General features: G+C 37.4%; 12 protein-coding genes and 1 pseudogene. 10 read left to right on the top strand and 3 right to left on the bottom strand.

What is annotated here, in order from left to right; translation table 11 throughout:
* Positions 1–256 precede the first annotated feature (256 nt).
* From EV201_RS14310 to EV201_RS14285, 6 genes and pseudogenes are all read left to right on the top strand, one after another.
* Positions 257–1,738, top strand: a complete 1,482-nt coding sequence (locus tag EV201_RS14310) for a rhomboid family intramembrane serine protease (protein ID WP_130308330.1) — start codon at positions 257–259, stop codon at positions 1,736–1,738.
* Between the two features lie 642 nt (positions 1,739–2,380).
* Complete coding sequence (locus EV201_RS16435; RefSeq protein ID WP_165389674.1) at positions 2,381–2,962, top strand: sensor histidine kinase; 582 nt, start codon at positions 2,381–2,383, stop codon at positions 2,960–2,962.
* A gap of 2 nt (positions 2,963–2,964) precedes the next feature.
* The gene (locus tag EV201_RS14300) at positions 2,965–3,678 is read left to right on the top strand and encodes a LytR/AlgR family response regulator transcription factor (RefSeq protein ID WP_130308328.1); all 714 of its coding nucleotides are present in this window, start codon (positions 2,965–2,967) and stop codon (positions 3,676–3,678) included.
* Between the two features lie 530 nt (positions 3,679–4,208).
* Positions 4,209–5,237: pseudogene (locus EV201_RS14295) on the top strand (KamA family radical SAM protein); the annotation flags it as partial.
* 3 nt (positions 5,238–5,240) lie between these two features.
* Positions 5,241–5,963: a 4'-phosphopantetheinyl transferase family protein gene (locus tag EV201_RS14290; protein ID WP_130308326.1), complete on the top strand. Its 723-nt coding sequence runs from the start codon at positions 5,241–5,243 to the stop codon at positions 5,961–5,963.
* A 19-nt stretch (positions 5,964–5,982) separates the two neighbouring features.
* Positions 5,983–9,846: a Pls/PosA family non-ribosomal peptide synthetase gene (locus tag EV201_RS14285; RefSeq protein WP_130308325.1), complete on the top strand. Its 3,864-nt coding sequence runs from the start codon at positions 5,983–5,985 to the stop codon at positions 9,844–9,846.
* 122 nt (positions 9,847–9,968) lie between these two features.
* On the opposite strand, the gene EV201_RS14280 is transcribed toward EV201_RS14285, so the two are convergent.
* A complete protein-coding gene (locus tag EV201_RS14280) occupies positions 9,969–11,483 on the bottom strand; it encodes a Do family serine endopeptidase (RefSeq protein WP_130308324.1) in 1,515 nt (504 codons plus the stop codon).
* A 157-nt stretch (positions 11,484–11,640) separates the two neighbouring features.
* On the bottom strand, positions 11,641–12,084 hold the full coding sequence (locus tag EV201_RS14275; RefSeq protein WP_130308323.1) for an Hsp20/alpha crystallin family protein: 444 nt from the start codon (positions 12,082–12,084) through the stop codon (positions 11,641–11,643).
* Between the two features lie 502 nt (positions 12,085–12,586).
* Between EV201_RS14275 and EV201_RS14270 the strand changes: the two genes are divergently transcribed.
* Positions 12,587–14,050 (top strand): hypothetical protein, encoded by a 1,464-nt coding sequence (locus tag EV201_RS14270; protein ID WP_130308322.1) that lies wholly within the window; start codon positions 12,587–12,589, stop codon positions 14,048–14,050.
* Between the two features lie 189 nt (positions 14,051–14,239).
* Positions 14,240–15,799, top strand: a complete 1,560-nt coding sequence (locus EV201_RS14265; RefSeq protein WP_130308321.1) for a beta-N-acetylhexosaminidase — start codon at positions 14,240–14,242, stop codon at positions 15,797–15,799.
* A gap of 1,037 nt (positions 15,800–16,836) precedes the next feature.
* Here the strand turns inward: EV201_RS14265 and EV201_RS14260 are convergent.
* Complete coding sequence (locus EV201_RS14260; RefSeq protein WP_130308320.1) at positions 16,837–17,985, bottom strand: hypothetical protein; 1,149 nt, start codon at positions 17,983–17,985, stop codon at positions 16,837–16,839.
* Positions 17,986–19,000: 1,015 nt separating this feature from the next.
* On the opposite strand from EV201_RS14260, the gene EV201_RS14255 reads away from it, so the two are divergent.
* Both EV201_RS14255 and EV201_RS14250 read left to right on the top strand, forming a co-directional pair.
* Positions 19,001–19,921 carry a carboxypeptidase-like regulatory domain-containing protein gene (locus EV201_RS14255; RefSeq protein ID WP_130308319.1) on the top strand — a complete coding sequence of 307 codons (921 nt, stop codon included), beginning with the start codon at positions 19,001–19,003 and terminating at the stop codon, positions 19,919–19,921.
* 398 nt (positions 19,922–20,319) lie between these two features.
* Entirely contained in the window at positions 20,320–21,444 is a 1,125-nt protein-coding gene (locus EV201_RS14250; protein ID WP_207224501.1) for a tyrosine-type recombinase/integrase, read from the top strand.
* Positions 21,445–21,565: the final 121 nt, after the last annotated feature.

The following is a 21,565-nucleotide window of genomic DNA, read 5'->3' as shown; positions in this document are numbered from 1 at the left end:
AATAGAGAGTAGCGATTTGAATGAAAATTCAAGTCGCTATTTTTTTGCGGATGCTATTCGGAGTGTGCTTAATTTGGAATTAAAATTAATATCATAATTAGAGAATCTGGATTATGAAAAATAGTGTGATAATGTTTAAATTCGTGATTTGCTAAATAAGTGCATGTATGGGGTGACTTTTTTGAAATCGCCCATCAGTTTAGAAGAATTTTTAGAATGCACTGAATGATCTAAATCAAAATAATCCCCGAGTATAATGACAAGAGAAGAACGTGTTAAATTTTGTAAGGTTTGTGACAAGTCAAAGTTCGATACCAGGCAAGGTATTGTGTGTGGCTTAACAAACGCTAAGGCAGATTTCGAAGAAGAATGTCCTGATTTTACAGGTAATAATGAGGAGGTTTACGTTTATCAACCACCCGAGGCAAAGAAAGGACTATTGGCTGAGAAAACCATTGGCTTTTTTGAGCTACTGACTCCCAAGCCAGGCTTTTTTATGAGTCCTATTATCATCATTTTTTGTGTTTTGGTATTTATTTCCATGGTGCTTTCCGGAGTGCATTTAATCGACCCAACAGTTGAGAATTTGGTAGCTTGGGGCGCCAACTTTACAACTCTAACTTTTCAGGGACAATACTGGCGATTGCTAAGTAATTGTTTTCTGCACATTGGACTGATTCACCTCTTGTTTAATATGTATGCGCTCCTATATATTGGTTTGTTGTTGGAGCCCATCATTGGAAAATGGAAACTGGGTTTTGCTTTCATCTTAACTGGGATAGCAGGTAGTCTCCTTAGTTTGGCTTGGCACGATATGATTGTGAGTGCAGGTGCATCGGGCGCTATATTTGGTTTGTATGGGGTGTATCTTGCCTTGCTAACAACCAATTTGATTGACAAGGAAAGTAAGAAAGGAATTCTGGTGAGTATTCTAATTTTTGTGGGATACAATCTGCTTTTTGGTTTAAAAGGAGGTATTGATAATGCGGCACATATTGGTGGTTTGTTTTCGGGTATACTTTTGGGCTTTTCGTTTTATCCCAGTCTCTCAAATCAGGAAGCTAAGCTGAAAGGCTTGCTTATTCCGGGGTTGACTTTTATCTTCATTGTGTGTTGTGGTTTCATTGTTCTAAGATCACCGAAAATATCAGTTATATACGAAACGCATATGTCTGAATTTGTTGAGTTGGAGCAAAAAGCCTTAAGTGTTTATCCTCAGTATATAACTGAGGCAAATTTGGATGCAATCAATAAGGATGGCATTCCCAATTGGCAAAAATGCAAAGATCTCATTTTAAAGCTCGATGAAATGTCAGGTTTCTCAGAAGAGATATATCAACGAAATGCTCTATTGAAAAGATATTGTGATTACCGGATTGAGAGTTATAAATTGATTGCTAAAGCTTCTGAAGATCGGACACCGATATTTTTTCGACAGGTTGAAGCATACAATCAGACTATTGCGTATATTATACGAAAGTTGAAAGGCGAGGTAATTGCTGATAATTTAATACGATATAAAGCTCCCGTTGAGTACAAACCCGTACAAAGAGAGGTCTTTAGAAGCACAGAGAACACACAATCACCTTTGTATATTATTGATGGAAAAATCACAGAAGATATGATGCATATTGATCCTAAGAATATTAAAGAAATGAATGTGATGAAAGGTGCAGCCGCTGAGGCTGTATATGGTGATAAAGGAAAATATGGCGTGGTGATTATCACGACAAAATAGTTTAAATATTGATAATAAGCTTTTGTTGGAAAGTTATACTCAAGCTCGCTTTGTTGGTTTAAAGAGATTATTCTATATAGAGGGTTTGGTGTTGTTTGCCTTGCATGATTTAGACTTGATGTTTAAGATTATATCTTAAACATTTCTTAATGGATATTATTCATCTTAATCAATTGGTGTTAAACTTGTACATTTCGTCAATAATACCTTAGAATAGATATGCTTTCAATTAGATTAGATATCACAAAAAAAATAATTCTCCATACGGTTGCTTGGATTCTACTGTTTTTATTGCCCCCATTTCTTTTTAATAGTTTTGAACGCGTAAGTACTGTAGCTCCGGAATATTATTATTTCTCATGCCTTTTGCTCATCCCCATTTATTACATTACTCGTATCTATCTTCTGCAGAAAAAGAGCATTGTTTATATCATTGTCGTCATTATATGTTTTTTAGTGTACTTGTATTTACCACAGCTGATTTTTAAGATCTTACAGGAAACTGATTCAGAGGCAAACTTTTTCATTAGTGACGCTCATCGGCTAAATAGAATGAGACAGGGCTTGTCTATATTGTTTTTTGTGGTATTGGCAATCAACATTCTTGAAATTACATCTCAGCTTCGTAAGTCAAGCCAAAAGATGAGTAGCGAAAAAAACAAGGCAGAGCTGTCACTATTAAAGTCACAAATAGACCCCCACTTCCTTTTCAATAGTCTTAATTCGATCTATTATGAAGCTATTGAGAAAACAGATCTGGCGCCCAAAGCAATCATGTCACTATCGAACTTAATGCGATATGTTCTGACTGATGCAAAATCAGAATATGTTAGTTTGGACCAGGAAATTAGTTATATACAAGGCTATATTGAACTGCAGAAACTACGACTGCCCCATAAAACCCATCTGAATTTCGATCTCTCTGTAGACAATGGGGAGGTGATGATTGCACCCTTGTTATTAATCCCATTTATCGAAAATGCCTTTAAATATGGCGTAAGCTCCAGTTCCGATACGGAAATCAATATAAAATTAAGAGTGGAAAAGAATCATTTGAGTTTTCAGGTTAGGAATGGTATTTTTACGAATAAGGAAGCAGATGGAACTCAGAGTGGCTTAGACAATGTTAAGAAAAGACTTGCCTTAATTTATCCCGGGAAGCATGATCTAAGAATTAACCATGAAACAAATAGCTATCAGGTTGATTTGTCAATAAATTTGTAAGCATGACCTATAATACTCGCATAACCTGCATTGCCATTGATGATGAACCAAGAGCTTTACGCTTAATTGAATCGTATTGCGACCGCATACCCTCATTAATTTTGCTTGAAAGCTTCAACAACCCCATTGAGGCTTATTCTTATCTGAAAAACAATCTCCCTGATATTATCTTTATTGATATCAATATGCCTGAGTTTTCGGGTATACAGCTGATTAAGAATCTTGAGAAGAAGCCTTTGGTCATATTCACAACGGCTTACAGTAAATATGCAGTTGAAAGTTACAGCCTGGAAGCCATAGATTACCTTCTTAAGCCCTATGATTTTGAACGGTTTCATCAGGCAGTTCAAAAAGCTAAAAAACAGTTGAGCTTGACTAGCAGTAAAACGATACCTAGGGCTGCAGACGGGGAGTCGATAACAGTTAAGGTTGATTACAAAAGCTTTAAGATTAAATTACAGGACATCACCTATCTTGAGGCGATGGACAATTATGTGAAGATATTTACAGTAAACAAGTGTCATATCGTTCTGCGAAGTTTAAAATCTGTGCTCGAAGAACTGCCCAGTGATCAATTTATTCAAGTGCATAAATCCTTCGTGGTAGCCTTAAGCAAGATTGATTATTTCATGAACAGCAGAATTACCATTGGCCATTCTGAAATCCCTGTCGGTCGTGTCTATCTAAATAAGTTTAGAGATCTTTTGAAGGGCTAAAACTTCGTTTTCAGTTCAGTTTTGATCCTTACGGGCTGTTCACCCAACAGTTTGGGAGTGCGTTATTATTGATGCATATTCAACTTTTATCATAAATGCGAATAGCTTGATTAAGCTTATGAATTATATTTTCTCATGACGACATCGGCAATGGCAGCTGGGGTCCCATAGATGAAAAAGGCGTTAAAAACGAAATGCTGTTTGAGCGTAGCGAGTTCATTTCGTTTAGCCTTTAAGTCGTAATGGGTCAGCGAATGCCGCAGTCTTGAATTTTTGGTACTTTTCTTTCAAGAAAAAAGTACAAGCCCGTCCGGCAAGGACATCAATTTGTGTATTCATGCATATTTATACAACTTGCTTTACGTAATTAAATATGCAGTACTAATTAATGTCTTTTAATTGGAGTTTTCTCCACTTATTACCCCTTCCTTTCTGCCTTTCTTTGTCGTTCACCAATTGATACATGTCGTTCGCCAATGCTTGTGAACTATGGGCTCGTTTATTGAGTCCAAGAGTCATATAGATTTTTAACAAGAACTAAAAATGTTGATATGACAGTGGAGACAGTACAGCTTGAAATGAATAGCCCCATCACAGATGCAGAAGAACTGAAACTAGTAAGTTCAAGATATCCTGTAAGAATAACAAAGTACTACAAGGGCCTTATTAAAGAAAAAAACGATGCAATCTGGAAACAGTCCATGCCCTCTATCAAAGAATTAGAGGATTCTGGTATAACGGATCCTTTAGGAGAGGAGCACGATAGTCCGGTTAAATGTATTGTTCACCGTTATCCGGACAGGGCTTTGTTTTACTCAACTTCCGAATGTGCTATGTTCTGCCGTTTCTGTACCCGAAAACGGAAAGTAGGGAAAACAGATACCGTTTCAAAAGAAGATTGGAATGAAGGTTTTGAATATATTAAAAAGCATACTGAGATTAGAGATGTGGTTGTTTCCGGTGGCGACCCCTTAACCTTATCTGATGAAAATCTGGGCTTTATACTTTCAAATTTAAGAAAGATAAAACATGTACAGATTATTCGAATTGGAACGAGAATGCCGGTTGTAAACCCTAATCGCATTACGGATAAGTTGTGTTCAATTCTAAAACAACACCATCCTCTTTATATCAATACACATTTTAATCATCCCGATGAAATTACAGATGAGTCGACCGAAGCTTGTAATAAATTAGCCAATGTTGGTATTCCTCTAGGGAATCAGAGCGTTTTGCTTAAGGGTGTTAACGATGATATTGCGACCATGAAGTTGTTGATGCAAAAGCTACTTGAGATACGTGTAAAACCCTATTACATCTACATGATGGATTTAATACTAGGAGCTAGTCACTTTAGAACTTCGCTTCAGACCGGATTGGATATAATCGAAGGATTAAGGGGGCATACATCAGGAATGGCAGTTCCTCAGTTGGTTATTGATGCACCTAATGGTGGAGGAAAAATCCCTATTATGCCTGAGACCATCATTTCAAAGGAATATGGAGAAGTAATTCTTAGAAATTATGAAAATAAATATTTTAGTTACCCTTTGGAATAAGTCATGAAGATTTACATCGTAGAAATAACTCCAAAATTGCTTCAATCTATGTGTCAGGTTTTGGATGTTTTATCACCGATTGAAAAAACAGAGATCGCATTAATCGGGAATAATCAATTGAAAATGAGTATTGTTGTGTCAAAGGTTTTAAAAAGATATCTACTCTCAGAGTACTGTGATTTTGGAATATTACCTGCATACTGGGAGTTTGAAAAAACGATTGAAAATAAACCATACACAGTTAATTCCATTTATGAATCCAAACTGTTTTTTAATGTTTCGCATTGCGAAGATATTTTTGCGATAGCAATTTCCTCTAAAGATGAAGTTGGCCTGGATATAGAATCCTACCATTATAAAATTGATGACCGTCTTGCACAAACTGTATTTACTGATAGCGAAATAGTAAAATTGCAGCGAAGCAGCATATTGTCAAAACAGATGCATTATTTGCGTCTGTGGACCATCAAGGAAGCCTATGCTAAATACCTGGGACTGGGAATTGGTCTCGACTTTAAAGGTCTCGATATTGTTGGTCGATCTGAGTCATACTATGCAGCGATGTACAATAATAAAGTTCAGCCTAATCACATTTACAATAAAACAATTTGTTTCTCTGGCAAAAGTTATGCCTTGTCAGTAACTCATAAGGAGATAAACCTAAATCAAACCCCACATATTATTGAGTTCGATAGTCGTCGTTTAATGAAGCTATTATCTAAATAAACATCAAAAAAAACAAAACATGCTTTTACATCAAATATTCGAAGATCAAGCCAGTTTAACTCCAAATGCTCTGGCAGTAAAAAGTGGGAGTTGTGAATTTACATATAAAGATATTGAAGAACGAGCGAACAAGCTTGCTCACTATCTTATTGCCAAGGGGGTTAAGCCTAAGGATTTGGTTGCGATCTATTTTAAACGCTCCGAATTGCCTATCGTCGCAATGTTGGGAATTTTAAAGGTTGGCGCAGCTTATGTACCAATAGACAGGAGCTTTCCTGTCGATAGAATAAGACACATTATTAAGGATGCCGAAATAAAAATCATTTTAACAGAGTCAGGTCTGTTTTCAGAATTAGATATCGACACTTGTTTGCTCGACATTAATTCTCCAGAGCTAAATGACCTGTCTCCGGAAAGAGTGGGCGAAAACCAGGTTCAGATTAAAAATGATGATCTGGCTTATATCATTTATACATCCGGATCAACCGGTCGCCCTAAAGGTGTCATGGCACAACACTACAATGTTGTCCATTTCGTCAACTCCTTTAAACAAGTTTGTAAGCTCAATTCCAATGATCGTCTTTACAATGGTTTTGCATACAGTTTTGATGGCTCGGTTGAGGAGATTTGGATGGCTTTCTCATGTGGAGCCTCGCTTATTGTTGCAAATGATGAGGTGACCAAATTGGCTAGCGAGGCCATTAAATTAATTAATAATGAAAAAGTCACTTTTCTGTCAACCGTGCCTACTTTTCTAAGTATGATGGATGAGGAACTACATTCGGTGAAATTAATAATCCTGAGTGGTGAAGTTTGCCCCCCTGAGTTGGTTAATAAATGGTCAAAAAATGGGGCGCGAATGTTAAATGTTTATGGACCAACTGAAACCACTGTTAATACAACATATTGGGAGTGTAAAGCAGGAGCGAAGGTGACCATTGGAAAGCCAATACCGAATTATGACATTTACATTTTGGATGAAAACAAAAAGCCCGTATTGAATGGTGATAAGGGGGAACTTTACATTGGCGGAAAAGGTTTGGCAAAGGGGTATTTAAATCAGGAAGAACTGACCAGAAATACATTTGTTGACGGAATAGTGAAAAATGAAAGGCTATACAAAACAGGTGATTTGGTCAGTCTGAATGAGAATAAAGAAATCCTCTTTCATGGGCGTATCGACTCACAGGTTAAGGTGAGGGGATATCGTATTGAGCTCTCGGAAATCGAATCTGTTTTGCGGGAATTCCCCAATGTCTCAAGCTCGGTAGTTAATGTAACTGAGAAAAACGTGATTAAAGAGCTGGTGGCCTATATTGTTTTAAAAGACAGTTCAAAACCTGTTATTTTCGATGAGATATTAAGCATGTTGGAACAACATCTGCCAGCCTATATGATTCCTACCTACTTGGAAGTTGTTGATGGTCTCCCGCTTTTAACGAGTGGTAAGGTGGATAAAAAAAGGTTACCCATTCCCATGACCCCACTGATTAAAATGAATAGGGAAATCATTCCTCCTTCAAATGGGACTGAAAAGATACTGGTTGAAGTCTGGAAAGAAGTTTTTGGAATGGATGAGATTTCAATTAAAGATAATTTCTTTAACGATTTGGGAGGGCATTCTCTGCTAGCTGCGAAAGTAGCTTCAGTACTCCGATTTAAACACAATATTGAGATAGCGATACGTGATTTATATATTTTTCCTACCATAGAAAAACTATCCGATACGGCCCACTCGAAGATGAATGTTTGCGAAACTGCTGATGAAGAAGAGTCTTTGGGTTTGCCACCCAAAAGTAAAATTGCGACATTGATTAAAGCATTGCAGGCACTCTCCATGTACCTTATTTATGGGCTAGGTGTTTTACCCATTGCAGCATTAATCCTTTATTATTTGAAATATACCGAGAATGAGCTTTCCATCAATAGATTAATCTTTGGAAGTGCAGGAATCATGATGCTGATGTATCCCGTTATTCTGTTGTTGGGAGTTGCTTTAAAGTGGCTAATCATAGGTCGAATAAAACCAGGAATTTATCCTGTTAATGGATTCTATTATTATAGATGGTGGCTTACTGATCGAATACAGGCAATGACGGGATCGCAATTGCTTGCAGGAAGTCCTTTGATGTCGTTTTATTACTGTTTAATGGGGGCGAAAATAGGTCGTCATTGTACAATCGATACTCACTTGTGTTCAAGTTGGGATAACCTCAGCATTGGAAATAACTCATCTATCGGAAATGAAACTCAATTATTAGGAACCTCTATTGAAAATGGCTATTTAAAAATCGGAAAAATTGAGATAGGCGACAACTGTTTTGTTGGCATTCACTCTTATATAGGTTTGAATACTAAGATGGGAAATAATTCAAGGATTGGAGACATTTCAGCCCTGCAGGATAATGAACATATCTCAGCAGATGAATCACGACAAGGTTCTCCCTCTGTAAAAACAAAAGTTAATGTGCCAAAGGGTAAATCATACAAGTCTAAACCCTTCTTTTGGGGTATAATGCACCTGTTTGCAATCTTTACACTCTTCGCCTTTCTTATGATGGCAGGTATCCCTTCAATAGTCTTAATCAAGTTTGGTCTCGATTCCTCAAGCCTGTTAATCAATATGGCCAGCATTCTTGTATCGGGTCCCTTGGCAGTTCTCTCTTTCTGTATTACAGCAGTCATTGTTAAGAAGATTGTCTTTAATAAAATTACTCCGGGAACGTATAAAACAGAGAGTTTGTTCTTTTTGCGCAAGTGGTTTGTCGATAGTATTATCAGACTAAGTGTAATGTTGGTGAAACCAGTTTACACCACCATATTTTTTCCTCATTGGCTAAGAATGTTGGGGGCTAAAGTCGGAAAGAATGCAGAAATATCAACCGTGTCACAATTCTCTCCCGAACTTATGATTATTGGCGATGAGAGTTTTTTTGCCGATGGATCAATTATAGGTGGGCGACATTTTTACAATGGTTATATGGAAGTCTCCATTACAGTAATTGGTAATCGTAGTTTTGTGGGTAACAGTGCCATTCTTCCCGTGGGGACAAGTATTGGCGACAATTGTTTGATAGGGGTATTGTCCGTTCCTCCGGTAAAAAGTGGGAAAATTGAAGATGGTACCGATTGGTTAGGATCCCCATCCTTCAATCTTCCCAGAAGGCAAATTGTCAAAGGTTTTGATGATAAGGTTATTTTTAAACCGACTTTAAAACTGTACATACAAAGATATTTGATTGATTTTCTTCGAATCCTTATACCATCAACAATTGAGGTACTGGGTGTTTTATCTACATTTTACACCGCATATTACTTTTATGAAACACAAGGGATTTTTAGCATGATTGGCTTATTGCCTTTGCTCGCAATTCTGGTGGCAATAGTAAGTTCACTCATCGTCGTTTTTGTGAAGTGGCTGCTAATGGGGAGAATAAAAGCGACAGTAAAACCACTATGGTCAACATTCGTTTGGTATAATGAAGCCGTAAACGGAGCCTACGAAAGTATAACAGCTCAAATGCTAGCGCCTTTTATAGGAACACCATTTTTTGCCCCTTTTTTACGCTTGCTTGGTTGTAAAATTGGAAGAAATGTGCATATGGGAACAAGTTTGTTTTCCGAGTTCGATTTGGTTGAAATAGAGGATAATGTTAGTCTTAATGCTGGCGTTGTTATCCAAAACCATTTGTTTGAAGATAGAATTATGAAAGCATCATCGCTGCGAATAAAGGAAAATTGTAATATCGGAAATATGTCCATCGTTTTATATGATTCCATTATTGACAGAAATACATCAATAGCACCATTGTCATTAGTAATGAAAGGAGAAAATTTGCCTTCAAATTCGAAATGGAAGGGGATACCTTGTCAAGCCGTTTAGTCCTAAGGATGTTATGGGTGAAAAAAACGAGTTGTAAATAAAAGGAAGTAATTATAAAGACAGAAAATAAGCCCTCACCAGATTATTCTGATGAGGGCTTGTTTTTAGATATTTAAGAGATATTAATCAAGACCAAAGGCATAGTAATAATTGCCCGGGTAATTTTCATAAAAGCCGGCGAGCATAATGCCACCTTCCTTGTTGTTGACGTATTTTTTGAATGCTTCAATATTGTCAATTGGTTTACCATCAACTCGAGTGATAATGAAACCTTCTTTCATATTGGTTTGGTGTTTGATTAGTCCCGAATGGATTTTATCTACACGTAAACCATTTGATATTTCGAGTTTTTTGAGTTCATCTTTATCCAATTCTTTTAGCTCTATGCCCAGTCTTGTTAAGATTTGTTCATTTTCTTTTTTGTTCAGCCCTGTGTCTCCTTTTTCATTTCGTAGGGTGATGTCAAAGCTTTTGCTTTTTCCAAATCGATCAACTTCCAGGTTTAATTTATCTCCAGGACGGTGTCTGGCAACAATTTCCATGAGTTCGGAAGTTGATTTTGTTTCGGAACCGTTAACTTTTAAAATCACGTCACCTTTTTGAATTCCAACATCAGAAGCTGCACTGTTATCAGGTAAACTATCGACGTAAACCCCTTCGGTCACTTTAAGCTCTTTTTCTTTGGCAAAGTTACCATCGATATTGCGTATTAGAATACCCAAATACCCGCGTTGTACAAATCCGTATTTCATTAAATCTTCAACCACTTTGCTGACGATATTTGATGGGATTGCAAAACCATAGCCCGAATAGGCTCCTGTTGGGCTGGCAATGGCTGTGTTAATTCCAACCAATCCGCCTTTTAGATCGACCAGGGCACCACCACTGTTCCCCGGGTTGATCGCAGCGTCGGTCTGAATAAAGGATTCGATCGCACTTCGATTTCGAAGAATATTGATATTACGACTTTTGGCGCTGACAATACCGGCCGTAACGGTTGAATTTAGATTGAAAGGATTTCCGACTGCAAGCACCCATTCGCCCACTTCAATTTCGTCGGAGTTGGTGAAGGGAATATGAACCAGATTTTTTTCTTTGATTTGCAGCAAAGCCAAATCGGTTGTTGGGTCGGTACCAACGACTTTGGCTTTATAAACCCGGTTGTCATGCAAACTGATTTCAATGTCATCGGCTCCTTCAATCACATGATTATTGGTGACAATATAACCATCGGCATTGATGATAACCCCTGATCCGCTTGCCACTCTAGCTTGTGGCATTCGTTGTTTTGGGTTTTGAGGTTGTATACGTGAATAGGGACCAAAGAAATCTTTAAAAAGATCATCATTAAAAAATTCTCTGAAAGGAGAGGGAGTTGTCCTTGAATTTGGATTCTCTTGCAATTGTGTTGATTTGATGTGAACAACAGCATCCATCACCTTTTTCGAGACATCAGTAAACTGCAGGGGTGTGTTTTCACCATTTTTTGAAACACTATAGCTTGCTCCGTGCACTGGTGTTTCTGTAATGTGTTCAATCCTGATTGATTGTTTCTTTTCGCTCAATATGAGATAGCCCCCTAAGGTAAGGGCGCCTCCCATAATTGCGGATAAAAGTAGTAAACTGAATTTTTTCATTTTTATTTACTTTTAATGATTTATATAAATGGCCAGTGAGCGAACTTTTTGTTGAATTCGATTACTGACTAAAAACTTGCGTGCAAAAAATAAAGCAATGCCAATTGTTTCGGGATATAAACAGGTTTAGGGCAGGCTGCCAACCTGCCCTATTTGTTTATTTTATAGAGATCATTCGTGAAGGTTTGGGTTTTGCTTCTTCTTTTTTTGGAAGATGGATGCAAAGAATACCTTCATCATACTTGGCTTCAATTTTATCACCATCAATTAAATCGACAGGTAGTCGAAAAGATCTGCGGAATGATTGGTATGAAAATTCCTTTCTGGAATATTTACCATCCTTAGTTTCATTTTCACTTTTAATTTCAGATGAAATTGTTAACTGATTGTTATCCAAATTGATGTTGAAATCACTCTTTTTCATTCCCGGAGCAGCCACTTCAATCGTGAATTCATGGTCATCTTCACGCACATTCACGGCTGGCAGGGTTGTGTTGGTACTTGAATAGTTTGAATTATTCCAATCCATCCAATCTCTTGAGAAGAAATTGTCAAATAAGGATGGAAATAAATTGTCTGAATTTCTCTTTACTAGTGTCATGATAAATCCTCCTTAATTAAATTTTGTGATCATTAAATAATTATCAGTTCTATTTAAAAATATCGGAATCGCGATCCGTTATGTTCTCATCAAATTGAATGCCAAATTGCCTTTTGTTAATAGGATTTGCAATTGTTTTTATTTGATTAACAGTTGGTTGACGGGTGTGGCGTTTGGGGTCAATAAAAAGGGAAACAAAATGAAAAAATGACATTTATATTGTCAGATTGACGGCTTGTGGTAGGTTAAACAGTAAAAATGACATAATAACTTTAGGAGCAAGTGTAAATGGGCTTGAATTTTATGCCATATTGGATCAGATAGAGCGAAATTCTTTGGAATAATAATAAAATAGATTTCTCCTTATCGTTTTTTTTAATCTGCAATCGTTAACGTTTCTATCCCTTTAAAATCAGGTAGTCTGAAATGATTTATATTAAAAGGATTTGAGTATCTTTAATTTCCGAAAGGATATTAAGTCAAATTATAGAGAGAATAGCGAATGATAGAAGAAGTTGTAAAAGTACATGATAAGTTTTCAGTGGAGATTAAAATGGGCTACGAAGCTCGTAAGGATCGAAAGGTGAATGAATTTTCGGTTAAGACCTGGTTATTTATCCCAAGTAAGCTGGATATCAATTCGTCGACTTACAAGAAAGAGGACTTTTACAACGATTTTAACTCCAATATTCGTCTTATTACCCCTCCTTATTTGTTAAGGGAGATTGCTCATGGCGATCATTCTGTTTTTTCTTATTTGAAAGAAGCCTTCGTAAAGGTGGCGAACTATCCCGGCCCTAAGAATGAGGCGAATTATGAGTATCATATTCGCATGTTTCATTCTATTCTCAAGTCGGCACTTCGAAGAGAGATTCAGCATATTTTAAATAACGATATGGCTGATGACAGGCGTTATCTGATTGATGCTTATATCGAAAATGTGAGAACGATTGCGCAACATTATCGCGATTTGCGTCCAATTGTGAATGTGCCTACCATACAAAAGGAAATGTTCGATTATTTTTTGTTTGGGGATGAGTTTATGAGCAATCAGTTCGAACAGCATAGCGGCTATTTATATCGAGGCTTGCGTAAAAAGTATCTTGCTGATTTCGATCGGAGTAAAGACGAGATTCTGAAATTGATAAGAGAAGAGATTGCTTACAAGCGTGCCAATGGCTATTTGGTGGTTGAGAAAGATACACGGGATCGTAACCGCTGGTTGGTTCATCGCAGAAGTGTGTTTAATAAATATTTCGAAGGGCAGCTTTTACTTTCTTCCCGTAAGAAAAAGGAAGGTCTTTTTATGATGCAATTACTTTATAGTGTTGCAGCCGGAATGGCCATGATTATTGGTGCTGCACTGACCTTTATTTTTCAAAAAAGTCTGGGCGGTTTCACCATTCCCTTATATATTGCCTTGGTGATTATTTACATGCTTAAGGATAGGATTAAGGATTTGAGTCGTCATTATCTGATTGGGAAAATCAATAAGCGCTTTTTCGATCATAAGACTGTCATTCGTGTTAAGGGGGATGAGAAAATTGGTTGGTGTAAGGAGAGTTTCGACTTTGTGAGTGAAGATTCGGTTCCTCTTCGTGTGATGAAGCATCGCAATCGCTCACGCATTATCGATATTGAGAGTCGGGGTGTGGGCGAGAAGATTATTTTCTATCGCAAGCTGCTGCGATTGGATCAAAAGGCGCTTGATAATTCCTATGGCAACTACAATATAACCGGGGTGGTTGATATCATCCGTTTTAACGTGTCTCGCTTTATACAGAAAATGGATAATCCTGAGATTCCTCTTTATTATTTGAATACAGATAAGTTTGAGAAACTATCCGGTGAAAAGGTTTATTTTATGAATATGGTTCTCCGTTTTAAGCTTGATGATGAAACGGCCTATCGTCGTTACCGCATTATTTTCAACCGAAGTGGTATAAAGAAGGTAGAGAAGGTTTAATTTGGAACTGATATATATGTGAAAACGGTTTGCCTTAATTGGGAAATCGTTTTTTCGTTTTGGGGTGGATTAAAATAGGGGTTGTATTCAGTATCTGTTTTATTTTAAAGTGTAATTATGCTTATCTTTCACAGGGATTTTTATATCCTTGTGATTTGACCAATAAACCAACTAACAATTCGTATCAAAATGAGTAAATCATTCAGTTTTTGCTCACTATTATTAATCGTAGTGATGCTATTTTCATGTAAGACACCAACACCTAAAGATCTGGCAAAGGAAAATTTGATTCCAAAACCCTCAATTCTTATTGCAACGGGTAGCTCATTTGAATGGAATGAGAAAACAAAAATATATGTGTCAGTTGAACAGGAAAGTGTGCAAGGTATTGCAAATTACCTGGCCGATTTTATTGCACCGGCAACCGGGTTTAAGACCAAGGTAGAAGTTGTTAATACACCTGCTTCTAAAAAAGGAATCGCTATGCTTTTAAATAAAGAATTGACAGCATTGGGTGATGAAGGTTATCAATTGGAGATTACTGAAAAACGTGTGGTATTGGCGGCTTATCAATTGGCAGGTTTGTTTCGAGGTGTCCAAACCATTCGACAACTGCTACCAGCTAAAATTGAATCGAAAGACCTACAAGTTGGCCCATGGGAATTGGCCAGTGGTACTATTGAAGACAAACCCGAATATGGTTACCGTGGTGCTATGCTCGATGTGGTGCGTCATTTCTTCGATGTAGACGATGTGAAACGATTCATTGATTTAATTGCGGCTTATAAGATGAATGTTTTGCATTTGCACCTGACCGATGATCAGGGCTGGCGAATTGAGATAAAAAGTTGGCCTAATTTAACCGCACATGGTGGGAGTGCTGAAGTTGACGGAGGAAAAGGCGGATTCTATACGCAGGCAGACTATAGTGAGATTGTGAAGTATGCTCAAGCGAGATATATTACCGTGATTCCTGAAATTGATATGCCGGGTCATACCAATGCCGCTTTGGCTTCTTATGCCGAGTTGAATGCGGATGGTAAAGCCAGAGAACTGTATACTGGAACCGATGTGGGGTTCAGCACGCTTGATGCAAATAAAGAGATCACCTACCAATTTATTGATGATGTGATTGGTGAATTGGCGGCGATTACTCCGGGTGAGTACATTCATATTGGAGGTGATGAATCGAATGCCACCAGGAAAAAGGATTATATCAAATTTGTAAACCGAGTTCAGGAAATTGTGAATGCTCATGGTAAAAAGATGATGGGTTGGGCTGATATTTCGGCAGCGAATCTCAAGGAAAATACCATAGCCCAATTTTGGCACACGAGAACGCAAACGGCATTGGATGCTGTGAATCAGAATGTGAAGATTATTATGTCGCCGGCTACAAGGGCTTATATGGATATTCAGTACGACTCAATTTGTCCTTTGGGACTGCATTGGGCAGGTTATACCGAAGTGGACGATGCTTACGATTGGTCATTAGAAAGCAATGTAAAAGGTATTAGCAAGAAGGATATTATCGGAATAGAAGCACCACTTTGGACCGAAACGGTTGAAACGATTGATGATATTGAGTATCTGGTTTTTCCACGTTTGCCGGGTTATGCCGAATTGGGCTGGTCGAATCATCCTGATAAATCGTGGGAGGAATATAAAGTTCGCTTAGGCAAAGAGAAGTCACGTTTTGAGTTTATGGGAATCAATTATTATCCTTCGGCTTTGGTACCCTGGGAGTAACTAATAACGACTGATTTATTTATAAAACAAGTGTTTCTCCTCCTTTACAAGGAGGAGTGCCTGAGGAACGAAGGCGAGGTGGTTTTATATTTCCATTGGAATCTGTAATCAAATTGGACTTGCGAGTATGCCATTGATACGAGTGATTTGGGAAAAAGAATAAGCTAATAATTAATCCTGTCCTATTAATTGGGCTTCGCCTCAACCGAGCTTTTGTGAGTTCATGAGCTCTTCGAATAATCCCGACTTCATTTTTTGGCTTGATCCAAAAAACGAAGCAAAAAAAATCAATCCCGATTGTTCGGAACCGGCTCCAGTTGTCCCATTACGGTTTGAAGATTGCAAAGCAATGAGCCCAAAGGGCTCGAATCCCATTAGCCCGAAGTCAAGTCACGGAGTGACTGCCACTTCGGGTTATTGGCATCAAGTAAATCCATCGCACGTACAGAAGTTAATCAGGGCGCTGTGTTCATTAGCGATGGAATGACTATCGTTTTGTCTTTTAGGAAGAAGCCTTTGATAAAGTGTATTCTTGAAAGAGCTTGTTGTGAATTTAAATGTGAAGATTATAAAATAATTAGAACTTAACTTACTTCCTATATAAATGGAGCAAACAACAGCGTAACTATTTGGTGGTTTTATATTTCCATTGGAATCTATAATCAAATTGGACTTGCGAGTATGCCATCTCTTAGGACGCGATTGATTAATAATCTCTTATTTCGCTCAAGCCGCTGGGCTCTTACTTTTTGCTTAGATCAAAAAGTAAGCAACACTAAAGGGCTCATGAGCACATTTGAAAAATTGTTTCGCGAATAAAAAATCAAGTCAGTCTGATCCTTGTTTTTTCTTTTAGATAAAACTGTATCACGCCTCACGGCAGACTGACAAAGTCCGCTCAAATCAAAAATTTAAGGTTGAAGTTCTCTCTTGATTTAGACCTCGACTTTGTTTTTTTGGAGTAAGTAGAATTCAAGATTAGTAAAAAAGGCTATCCTAAATGGGATAGCCTTTTTTAATATCATCAATTCAGATCATTAATATCTGTTATAGAATCGTCTTAACTCATCGGTAAGTTGGGTGAAGATGGGTTTGGTAAACTCTACAAACAAATCCTGTTTGGCAGGAGGGAGAATCGGTTCTTGATTGCAAATTTTAAGTTCTTTCTTTGTCAGGGCTCTTTCGTCGCCATTGAAATGGCCCCATTTGCTAAACCAAACATATTCTCCGCCCAACTGTTTGTTGTTCAGGATTCGTCTGTTTGCAAACTCTTCAATTTGTAAGGAAAGCAGACCTTTAGAAATCACTTCGCGCTTGTGAATGTGCAGTTTGGCCTTCACCTTGTTAAAAACTTTGATGGTTTCACCATTTTTAAGTTTGGTGCTTCCTACCTCAACGCTATCGGCACTAATGACTTCCTTTTCGATGTCGGTATCGTGGGTTTCGCCCACCACAAAGTCTTCGAAACGCATGGCAATCACCTGATCGGGATAGTCTAAACCTTCCATTTCAGCTTGTTTAGGGGTATAGAATCGAACAAACTGGCGTTTGATATTGTTGGTAATGTATTGGGTGACCTGATCCTGGAAAAATTCAGCACTCAAACTGTATTTTGCAGAATTAACCGGAATGTGTTCGATAATGACCTTTAGGGTTGCTATCTCGTATGCTTCGTCCATCTTAGCAAGCACATCTTTAAAGTTGGGCACAAACTGGTTGGCTTTTGCAAAATGATTGTATGCTGATTTGGCTGCATTGCGTGTGCCTTTAGCCAGTTCTATTAGGCCTAAATTATAACATTCAGGAGCGGCAAGCTGTTTGGCCATATCTTCCTCGGCTCTGAATGATTGTACATTGGAGAGTAAACGCAAAGCCGCAGGGCAGCGGTTGATTTCGTTGTACATTCTGTTCAGAATCTGATATTGCCCTATCGATTTGGTGTTTTTTAAAGGATCGGACGAATTCAGTAGAGCTGTGATTTCTCTTTTCGACCAATCAAGAGCTAAAGGATAACTTTCCAATAGGGTTTGTTGTGCCTTTTTCTTATTGGGGTTCGATCGTAATCGGTCAACCGACTTGAGCACAGCCGTGTAGTAGTTGCCTTTTTGTAAGGCTTTTTCACCGGAGCTACAAGCTGAACTGATAAGAGCGAGTATAATGATTGAAGTGTAAATAAGTTTCGTCATAAGTATAGGATTTGATTTGCGTGTAAAATTAAATTTTTATCTGAGATTTGGGCAATTCCGGAAAGGTCTTTCCTCTATTTCCGCTTTTTATCTCAGTCTGCTTGTTGAATTGCAAATATTGAACAAAGTTGAATGGCTGACTTTAAGTGTTGGGCATTTTTGATGGGAGTTGGTATTTAGACTTGTTGTGAGCTGTGGAAGGTGAGACTAAGTTGTTTGGATTTAATGGGATGGATGGGTATGAGAATCAGCTTGTTTATCTTACTCAATTGCGCCTGATGAAAAGCTGAGGAGATACCTACACTAAAGTGTAGTTTTTGATGATGAAAGGCTCTTTTTTTGTTGTAAATGATAAAAAGTTTTGGGTTTTAAAGAATTAATTCTTTAAATTTGAAATACAAATCTACCAAAGACGTCCAGCTACCTACTGATTTTAAAACGGCGAAATGAGTCTGTAGGTGATACTCTAAATACTTTTAAGTGATATCGACGAAAGTATTTCATATTTGCTAAATCTCTCCCAGCGACCAAGCTCACTATTGGCAATATTTCATCTGATTTTAATCATTTTACACCAAATCTTATCTTATTTAAGTTCTCTTTACTGAATCTGAGGCCAGGTTTTCGAGACCTGAAGCAAGGTTTTAAGGTTTTGACAGCTGGTTTTATAAAAAAGATTAGAGGTTTTGCTTCGTAGAGTTGAAGTTTTATACTCAAGAATTGAAGTGTTGGGGTTAAGAAACGAAATGTTGGGTTCAGGAATTGAAGTGTTAGACTCAAGCTTAGACGTTTTAGTGAAATTGCCATCGCTAATTTTAAAATTTTGCACTATTCTAATTTGGTTTTAATATTTAATTTAAAGAGGCTTATGTCATGATTCGTTTGTAAATGAGAATGGTGGTTTTATAATGGATGAAAATCAGATAGTAGAAATCATCAGGCCAGCAGAACAAGCTGAAAAGGTGAACTATAGCCTTGTCAGCTGATTTAGATCTGTTGCTAAAAAGTGAAAAAAATGAAAACAAATGACAAGAAATGGATGAGTTCAATATCTGAGATTTCCCGGGTATTAGATGAAGAAGCCCATATTTATGAAACAGATGAAGCAACAAAATCGCTCACCCATATTTTTTCGGGCTATAAGATACAGTTATCGACCTTAGCCTATAAAATGGATCAGCCAACTGAATGGTTGACCCGAGATAAGAATGAGATTAAAGTTTCGTTGCTCAATTTGATATATCCTCTATCGGTTGCTTTTATTCGTTTGGCCAACAGTACCGGTGATGAACTTTTGCTGGACCAAGTGAAAATAAGTAAAGGAAAACTGTCGAGTTTAAACGAAACAGATTTGCATATCTATGCAGATAAGCTTATTGGTTTGTCAAAAGCTCGTAAAGCAGAATTGGTTGTTTTTGGTATAAGTGAAGAGATGATAACGGCTTGTGAAACCGAGCTGAACTCTTTTGAACAAAAACGTATTGAGCGTTTGATGTTGGTAGATGACAAAAAGGTGGCAGGAGTGGAATTTAACAAGCTAAAAACGAAAATGAAGTATCTGCTTAAGCAAGAGCTGGATTGGAGTATTGAGAGTTACCGGAATACACAGCCTGATTTTGTAAATCATTATTTTACGGCACGACAGGTGCCAGCTGCTATACATCGTCATTACGATGTGTTGGGGTATATAACTGATGAGGTAAGCGGGAAACCCATTTCGCTGGGCCAGGTTTCGGTTGAAGGGCAGGACTTGAGTGTAAAGATTACTGCCAATGGTACTTTTAGATTTAAGTCGTTTCCGGAGGGTGAATTTCGTTTGAAAATAGAGAATATGGGGTACAATACGCTTTTTGTTTCTGTTCGACGGTATGCTTCGGAACATCGGAAGTTGCATCTTAAGATGATGCCCAAACCCCTGGTTGCGTTTGCAAAATGATATCGGGTTATTTTAATCAAAAGAATACTGATTTATATGTCTTGTTCTTTGGTAGATATCAAGATATGTGGATTGGGATTAGGGCATGGCTGGGAGGGCCATGCCTTTTTATTTGGAAGGGGGTAAAGGGTAAAGGGTAAAGGGTAAAGGGTAAAGGATTTTTTTTAAAAGTTAAATCTGTGTAGTTGGAGAGGGGGTGTGAAGCCTTCATCTATATGCTGTTTCAGGTATTCTTGCTTTTTTCTGGCCTGCTAAGTAAAGGGGGATTAAAAGGTCATGGAACCAACATAATTATGTGGACAAATTCTATTTTATTTGGATTTCTGTTTTTACATTCGATATTTATATTGTTGATCGTTTTATTTTCATAAATTTGGTTTTGTCATATTGTAATCGTTATGCAAAAAGTAAAACTCAAGCTATCTGCAGATGTGCATCGCAAGCAAAAAGTTGTGTGCATTCGCTTTGAGCGCAATCAGGAAGTTATTAACCTACTGAGAGCGAACTTTCCTGCATGCTGGAGTCAGACTAAAAAAATGTGGTGGGTTGCTCGAAATGAGTTTGATTACGACAAATTTAAGCAGGTTTTCTCTCAGACATACGAGATTAGCATACAAAGAGGTATAGCAGAAGTTGAGGAAGTTGTTCGATTGCCGAAAGGTTATTTGGAGAAATTGGAACGAGTTAGATACAGTGAGAGTACCATTCGGATTTATACCAAGTATTTTGATGACTACCAGAGATATTTCAGACTAAGAAACATTGAGGACATAACTCCTGATGAAATTAATGACTATATACATCGATTAATTATTCGTAATAAGATCTCTCATAGTCAGCAGAATCAACGGATAAATGCTATTAAATTCTACTATGAGCAGGTTTTAGGTAAGAAAAAAGAATTTTATAGTATAGACCGGCCACGTAAAACTAGAACGCTGCCTAAAGTAATCTCCGAAAATGAAGTTATTCAGTTATTGAATGTTAGTACAAACCTAAAACACAAAGCGATTATAGCGACTTTGTATTCTGCCGGATTGCGTCGAAGTGAACTTATTAATCTGAGGCGGCAGGATATTTGGTTTGATAAGCAGCTCATATTTATTAGAGCAGGGAAAGGGAAAAAAGATAGAACTTCAATTCTATCTGAGTCATTAATGATTGTATTGAAAAAATATCTAAAGTTATTTAAGCCAAATTATTATTTATTTGAGGGTAAAGGGCGAAGAAAATATAGTGCAACAAGTGTATTTAATGTTGTGACAAATGCTGCTGAAAGGTGTAAATTTGATAAGAGAGTCACACCCCATATGTTGAGGCATTCATTTGCGACACACTTATTAGAACAAGGAACCGATATCAGGTATATTCAAAATATCCTAGGTCATGCATCGAGTAAAACCACGGATATTTATACTCATGTAAGCACAAAACATTTTGCAAAAATAAAAAGTCCATTAGATCGGATTTTAGAGGATAAGAAGAAGATTGATAATGAGTTAATTAAAAACATAGATAAATAATATAACATCAATATGATGTTACACATCCGTTAGGGGTCATTGCCTGACTTTGTTTTTAAATTTTCGCTTCGATTCCAGGCAAGAGAAAGCAAGCTATAGGCAACAGCGGAGGGATTAAAAA

Origin of the sequence: Ancylomarina subtilis (assembly GCF_004217115.1) — a bacterium.
GTDB lineage: Bacteria > Bacteroidota > Bacteroidia > Bacteroidales > Marinifilaceae > Ancylomarina > Ancylomarina subtilis.
The sequence above is the reverse complement of the archived record's forward strand: the minus strand, read 5'-3'. Positions and strand labels throughout refer to the sequence as shown.

Coding starts and splice junctions, on each gene's coding strand:
- EV201_RS14260 (WP_130308320.1), bottom strand. CDS start 17,985: ATGACGAAACTTATTTACACTTCAATCATTATACTCGCTCTTATCAGT.
- EV201_RS14290 (WP_130308326.1), top strand. CDS start 5,241: ATGAAGATTTACATCGTAGAAATAACTCCAAAATTGCTTCAATCTATG.
- EV201_RS14270 (WP_130308322.1), top strand. CDS start 12,587: ATGATAGAAGAAGTTGTAAAAGTACATGATAAGTTTTCAGTGGAGATT.
- EV201_RS16435 (WP_165389674.1), top strand. CDS start 2,381: ATGAGTAGCGAAAAAAACAAGGCAGAGCTGTCACTATTAAAGTCACAA.
- EV201_RS14250 (WP_207224501.1), top strand. CDS start 20,320: ATGCAAAAAGTAAAACTCAAGCTATCTGCAGATGTGCATCGCAAGCAA.
- EV201_RS14300 (WP_130308328.1), top strand. CDS start 2,965: ATGACCTATAATACTCGCATAACCTGCATTGCCATTGATGATGAACCA.
- EV201_RS14310 (WP_130308330.1), top strand. CDS start 257: ATGACAAGAGAAGAACGTGTTAAATTTTGTAAGGTTTGTGACAAGTCA.
- EV201_RS14280 (WP_130308324.1), bottom strand. CDS start 11,483: ATGAAAAAATTCAGTTTACTACTTTTATCCGCAATTATGGGAGGCGCC.
- EV201_RS14265 (WP_130308321.1), top strand. CDS start 14,240: ATGAGTAAATCATTCAGTTTTTGCTCACTATTATTAATCGTAGTGATG.
- EV201_RS14285 (WP_130308325.1), top strand. CDS start 5,983: ATGCTTTTACATCAAATATTCGAAGATCAAGCCAGTTTAACTCCAAAT.
- EV201_RS14255 (WP_130308319.1), top strand. CDS start 19,001: ATGAAAACAAATGACAAGAAATGGATGAGTTCAATATCTGAGATTTCC.
- EV201_RS14275 (WP_130308323.1), bottom strand. CDS start 12,084: ATGACACTAGTAAAGAGAAATTCAGACAATTTATTTCCATCCTTATTT.